This window comes from Saccharopolyspora sp. NPDC002578 (assembly GCF_053592695.1).
Genome location: NZ_JBSFWJ010000145.1, coordinates 1 through 4,951 on the forward strand (window position 1 = coordinate 1; position 4,951 = coordinate 4,951).

Genomic DNA, 4,951 nt, shown 5'->3' on the forward strand with positions numbered 1-4,951 from the left:
GGTTTCCTCGCGAGGACAGCTTTTTCCCTCGTGGCGGAGCCACTTGGAAAAAAGATCCCGCAGCGAGGAAACCGCTGAGGTTCCGCCACCCGACCCCTACTCACGCCGAGATCAAAGACGAAGGAAGTCAGCCGACGCGGTCGACGGCGAGGTCTACTCCTGCGGCGCGGAGCCGGTCGACGAGCACGTCGCCCATCGCCGTGGCCGGGGTGAGCACGCCTGCCCGTTCGGGCAGCGCGTCGCGGTGCAGCGCCAGGGACAGGGCGCTCTCGCCGAGCATCACCGCGGTCGCCTTGTAACCGGGGTCGCCTTGCGCGCGGAACCGCGAGCGGTAGCGGGCTCCGGTCGTCGTGGTCGTGTACGTCTCGGTGGTGAAGTGCCCCTGTTCGCGGGTCTGCTCGTTCGGGCCCTCCCCCGCCTTCGGCAGGATCCGGTCGAGCACCGAACGCACCGGTTTGATCGCCATGGCGCCGAGGAACAACGCGGTTCCCGCGCTGACGGCACCGGCGACGACCGTCGAGACCACCGGCGTCCGGCCGACGGCCATGGTCTCGCCGTAGTGGAAGTCGCTGCCGTAGGCGCCGTCGAGCAGCGCGTTGGAGCGGCGCACGATGCGGGTGTTGTGGCTGGCCATGAAGAACGGGGCGAGGGTTCCGCTGAGGCCGGGGTCGACCTTGGACGCGTCGACCAGCGCCATGTCCCCGGGCTCCTCGGAGCGCTTCACGCGGGCGCGCTCACCGGGCCCGGTCGACAGCGCGTGCGGGTTGCCCAGGACGCGCCGGACCGCCGGGTCCGAGGCCTGCTGCGCGATCACCCGCATCGAGTCGATCGTGCCGCCGCTCACGCCGCCGCGGAGCTTGCGCACGACCATGGTGGTGCCGGTCAGCTCACCGGCGCCGTCTTCCTGGACCTTCTTGTGCAGCACGTACGCGCCGAGGTCGGAGGGCACGGAGTCGAACCCGCAGGAGTGCACGATGCGGGCACCGCTGGCGGTGGCCCGGTCGGCGAACTCGTCGATGCAGCGGCGGACGAACGGCACCTCACCGGTGAGGTCCACGTAGTCGGTACCGGCGTCCGCGCAGGCGGCCACGAGCCCTTCGCCGTAGCGCAGGTAGGGGCCCACCGTGGTGCACACGACCCTGGTGCGGCCCGCCATCTCCTGCAGGGCGGCGGCGTCGTTGGTGTCGGCGATGATCAGCGGCCACTCACCGGCGGGGGCGGGCAGCTCCCCGCGGATCCGCGCCAGCTTGCTCTCGCTGCGCCCGGCCAGGGCGATCTTGGTCCCGGCCGGTGCGTGCTCGGCCAGGTACAACGCGGTGAGCCGGCCCACGAATCCGCTGGCACCGAACACGACAACGTCGAACTCGCGATCGCTCATCCGTCACGCCTTCCTTCGGGGTGGCCCTGCCCGGCCGGTGATCACGGCCCGCGGTCTGCTCGTCCGCCGCGGAGCGCCACCGGCACCATAACGCCGCACACCCTCCCGCAGAGCACCACCACCGCCCCCACGATCGCGACGATGATCACGCTTCTCGCAGGGGGCGGGACACGCGGCGTCATCGGGTGCGGACACGCCGTAGCCGCCGCGACGCGGGCAAAACGGGCTGAGCCGGACCGCCGGGGCGGGCACCATGGGCGGATGGTGGCGATCAGCGTGGCGACGTGCCAGTTCGCGGTGAGCGGGGACGTCTCGGCCAACCTCCGCAACGTCGTCGAGCAGCTGCGGGTGGCGAAGCGGCGGGGTGCCCACGTCGCCCACTTCCCCGAGGGAGCGCTGTCGGGTTACGCGGGCTGCGACTTCGACTCGTTCGACGGGTTCGACTGGGCGGGCCTGCGATCCGCGACGCTCCGCGTGCTGGAGCTGGCTCGCGAGCTGGGGATCTGGGTCGTGCTCGGCTCCGCGCACCGGCTCGGTGACGGCCTCGCGCCGCACAACAGCCTGTACGTGATCGACGACCGCGGGCGGCTGGTGGACCGCTACGACAAGCGCTTCTGCTCCGGGGACGCGGAAGGCCGCACCGGCGACCTCGCTCACTACAGCCCCGGCGACCACGCCAGCACTTGGGAGATCGGGGGCGTGCCGTGCGGAGCGCTGATCTGCTACGACTACCGATTCCCCGAGCTGCACCGGGAGTACGCGAAGCGCGGGGTGCGGCTGCTGTTCCACTCCTTCCACACCGGGAACGCGACACCGGAGCGGCTCGCGGCCATCGGAGCCGCAATCGGTCCCGAGCACGAGCGGCTGAACCCGGCCGCGACGTTCACCTACCCCGGCATCACCATGCCCGCCGCGATGACGGCGGTGGCCGCCAGCGACCACGTGTGGATCAGCTGCCCCAACTCGTCCGCGCCGGAGAGCTCGTGGCCCGCGTTCTTCGTCCGCGCCGACGGCGTCCACGTCGGGCGGCTCCGCCGCGGCGAACCCGGCGTCCTCCTCTCCACTGTGGACACCGAGGAGGATCTTTACGACTCCACCGGCCCGTGGCGCCACAACGCGCTCACCGGCCACCTCCACAGCGGCACCCCCGTCGACCACCCGAGATCGACCGACCGGACCTCCCTGTGAGCCCGCCTCGGCTCGTTTCAGGCTTGTGGCGGATGTTCGCCCGCGGTCAGGCGCTCTAGCGTGTCGGGCCGAGCCGGACGTCTGGCGGTGACGCCTGGCTCCGGGACGGCGACGACCCACGAGTGGGGTGATCACGGATGAACGCCGGTGTGGTCAGCGGAAAGGTCGCCGTCGTCACGGGTGCCGCTCGCGGCCAGGGGCGCTCGCACGCCCTGCGTCTCGCCGACGAGGGCGCGCACGTCGTGGCCGTCGACATCTGCGAACCGATCGACTCGGTGCCGTACCCGATGGCCACGGCCGAAGAGCTGGCCGAGACGGCCTCGCTGGGGAAGGACGGCCGCATCCGTGCCGTCCGCGCCGACGTCCGCGACGGCGACGGCCTCGCCGACGGCGTGGCGCGGGCGGTCGCGGAGCTCGGCGGCCGGGTCGACATCGCGGTCGCCAACGCCGCCGTGTCCACGATCCGTCCGGCCGCCGGAATCCCGCCCGAGCGGATCTGGCGCGACGTCGTCGACATCAACATGACCGGCGTCTGGCACACCGTGGAGGCGTGCGCGCCGCACATGGGCGCGGGCGGTTCGATCGTCCTGATCGGCTCGACGGCGGGGATCAAAGGCCTCGTCGGAGCACCCGGCACGGCCGCGACGCTCGCCTACACCGCCGCGAAGCACGGCGTCGTCGGGCTGATGCGCGCCTACGCGGCCCGGTTCGCGAAGTCGTCGATCCGCGTGAACGTCGTGCACCCCACCGGAGTGCGCACGCCGATGCTGGACAACCCGGATCTGGCGTCGTACTTCGACGAGAACCCGGCGGACGCCGCGATGCTGGTGAACGCACTGCCCGTCGAGGTCGTCGAACCCGCCGACATCACTGAGGCCGTCGTGTGGCTCGCATCCGACGCGTCCCGCTACGTGACCGGTACCGCGCTCCCCGTCGACGCGGGCTTCGGCGTGCTCTGAAGCCGTTGCGGAAAGCCGAGGGTTGAGCATGCCGTGAGGGCACGGTCTTTCATGGGCGGGTCCGCCCTCGAGAGGAGCCCGTTCCCGTGCCCACCACGACCACCCCACCACTACCCGCGTCCGGTGCCGCGGCGCCCGCGCTGCCGACGCCGCTGCGCGATCGGGCGCTCGCACCGGACCTCGCGCGCGGCATGATGCTGCTGCTCATCGCCTTGGCGCACACCCCGTGGTTCCTGTTCACGGCGACCATCGGCGTGACGCTGATGCACCCGGCCGACGGCGGCGTGGCCGATCGGATCGCGCAGGCGTTCACGATCATCGTGGTCGACGCCCGGACGCACACGATGTTCGCGTTCCTGTTCGCCTACGGCATCGGGCAGCTCCACGCGCGGCAGATCGCCGGTGGCACCTCGGAACGCGACGCGCGGCGGCTGCTGCGGACCCGGCACCTGTGGATGCTCGGATTCGGCCTGGTGCACGCGGTTCTGCTGTGGCAGGGCGACATCCTCGGCACCTACGGGCTGATGGGGTTGCTGTTCGTGCCGCTGTTCTTCAAGCGCCGCGACCGCACCCTGAAGATCTGGATCGCCGTGCTGCTGGGCCTCGGCGCCGCGTTCAGCGCCGCCATGGCGATGCTCCCCGCCGGCGGCGCCGCCCCGGCGCCGAACCTGCAGCAGCTCACGGTCGCCGAAGGCGACTACGTCACCTCGATGCTGCTGCGCCTGACCGCGTGGGCGCCGAGCCTGCTCTCCGGCATCGCCACGCTCGCGCTGCCGACGGCGTTCCTGATCGGCCTGCTGGCCGCGCGGCACCGGGTGCTCGAAGAGCCGTCGCGGCATCTCCCGCTGCTGCGCGGCACCGCCGTCATCGGGATCGCGGTCGGCTGGAGCGCCGGTGCCGTGCAGGCGCTCGTGCACATCGGCGTGCTGGACCTGCCCAATCCGGCCGCGTTCGGGATGGTGCACTTCTACACGGGCATCTTCGCCGGGGTCGGTTACGCGGCCCTGTTCGGCCTCGTCGCGCACCGGTTCGCGGCGCGCGGCACGACCCCGCCGCTGCCGGTGCGCGCGCTGGTCTCGCTGGGGCGGCGATCGCTGAGCGGCTACCTGGCGCAGTCGGTGGTGTTCGTGCCGGTGCTGGCGGCGTGGGGCTTCGCGCTCGGCGCTCAGCTGTCGAGCTGGTCGGCGCTGTGCGTCGGCGTCGGCACCTGGCTGCTGACCGTCGTCGTGGCGCACGCCCTCGACCGCGCGGGCGTGCGCGGCCCGGCGGAAACGCTGCTTCGGAAGCTGACGTACCGCTCGGCGCGCCGACGTGCCCGGAAGGCGCCGAGCGCGGCTTGATCGGGCGGCGGGGATGGGCGAACTCGGCTGTCAGCCGCGCCGAGGCCGCCTCACCGACGAGACCGGCACCGCGCGGCAGGTACGCG

The 4,951-nt window shown here is 72.2% G+C and carries 4 protein-coding genes; 3 read left to right on the plus strand and 1 reads right to left on the minus strand.

What is annotated here, in order from left to right:
- Nucleotides 1–127: 127 nt before the first annotated feature.
- A complete protein-coding gene (locus ACWD38_RS29980) occupies nucleotides 128–1,378 on the minus strand; it encodes a saccharopine dehydrogenase family protein (RefSeq protein WP_184480359.1) in 1,251 nt (416 codons plus the stop codon).
- Nucleotides 1,379–1,639: 261 nt separating this feature from the next.
- Between ACWD38_RS29980 and ACWD38_RS29985 the strand changes: the two genes are divergently transcribed.
- From ACWD38_RS29985 to ACWD38_RS29995, 3 genes are all read left to right on the plus strand, one after another.
- Nucleotides 1,640–2,566, plus strand: a complete 927-nt coding sequence (locus ACWD38_RS29985; RefSeq protein ID WP_221315874.1) for a carbon-nitrogen hydrolase family protein — start codon at nucleotides 1,640–1,642, stop codon at nucleotides 2,564–2,566.
- A gap of 137 nt (nucleotides 2,567–2,703) precedes the next feature.
- Entirely contained in the window at nucleotides 2,704–3,525 is an 822-nt protein-coding gene (locus ACWD38_RS29990) for a mycofactocin-coupled SDR family oxidoreductase (RefSeq protein WP_450125415.1), read from the plus strand.
- A gap of 86 nt (nucleotides 3,526–3,611) precedes the next feature.
- Nucleotides 3,612–4,865 carry a DUF418 domain-containing protein gene (locus tag ACWD38_RS29995; RefSeq protein ID WP_343071476.1) on the plus strand — a complete coding sequence of 418 codons (1,254 nt, stop codon included), beginning with the start codon at nucleotides 3,612–3,614 and terminating at the stop codon, nucleotides 4,863–4,865.
- The last annotated feature ends 86 nt before the right edge of the window (nucleotides 4,866–4,951 follow it).

Excerpts from the sequence above, each read along its gene's own strand:
- ACWD38_RS29990 (WP_450125415.1), top strand. The coding sequence starts at position 2,704 with ATGAACGCCGGTGTGGTCAGCGGAAAGGTCGCCGTCGTCACGGGTGCC.
- ACWD38_RS29980 (WP_184480359.1), bottom strand. The coding sequence starts at position 1,378 with ATGAGCGATCGCGAGTTCGACGTTGTCGTGTTCGGTGCCAGCGGATTC.
- ACWD38_RS29985 (WP_221315874.1), top strand. The coding sequence starts at position 1,640 with ATGGTGGCGATCAGCGTGGCGACGTGCCAGTTCGCGGTGAGCGGGGAC.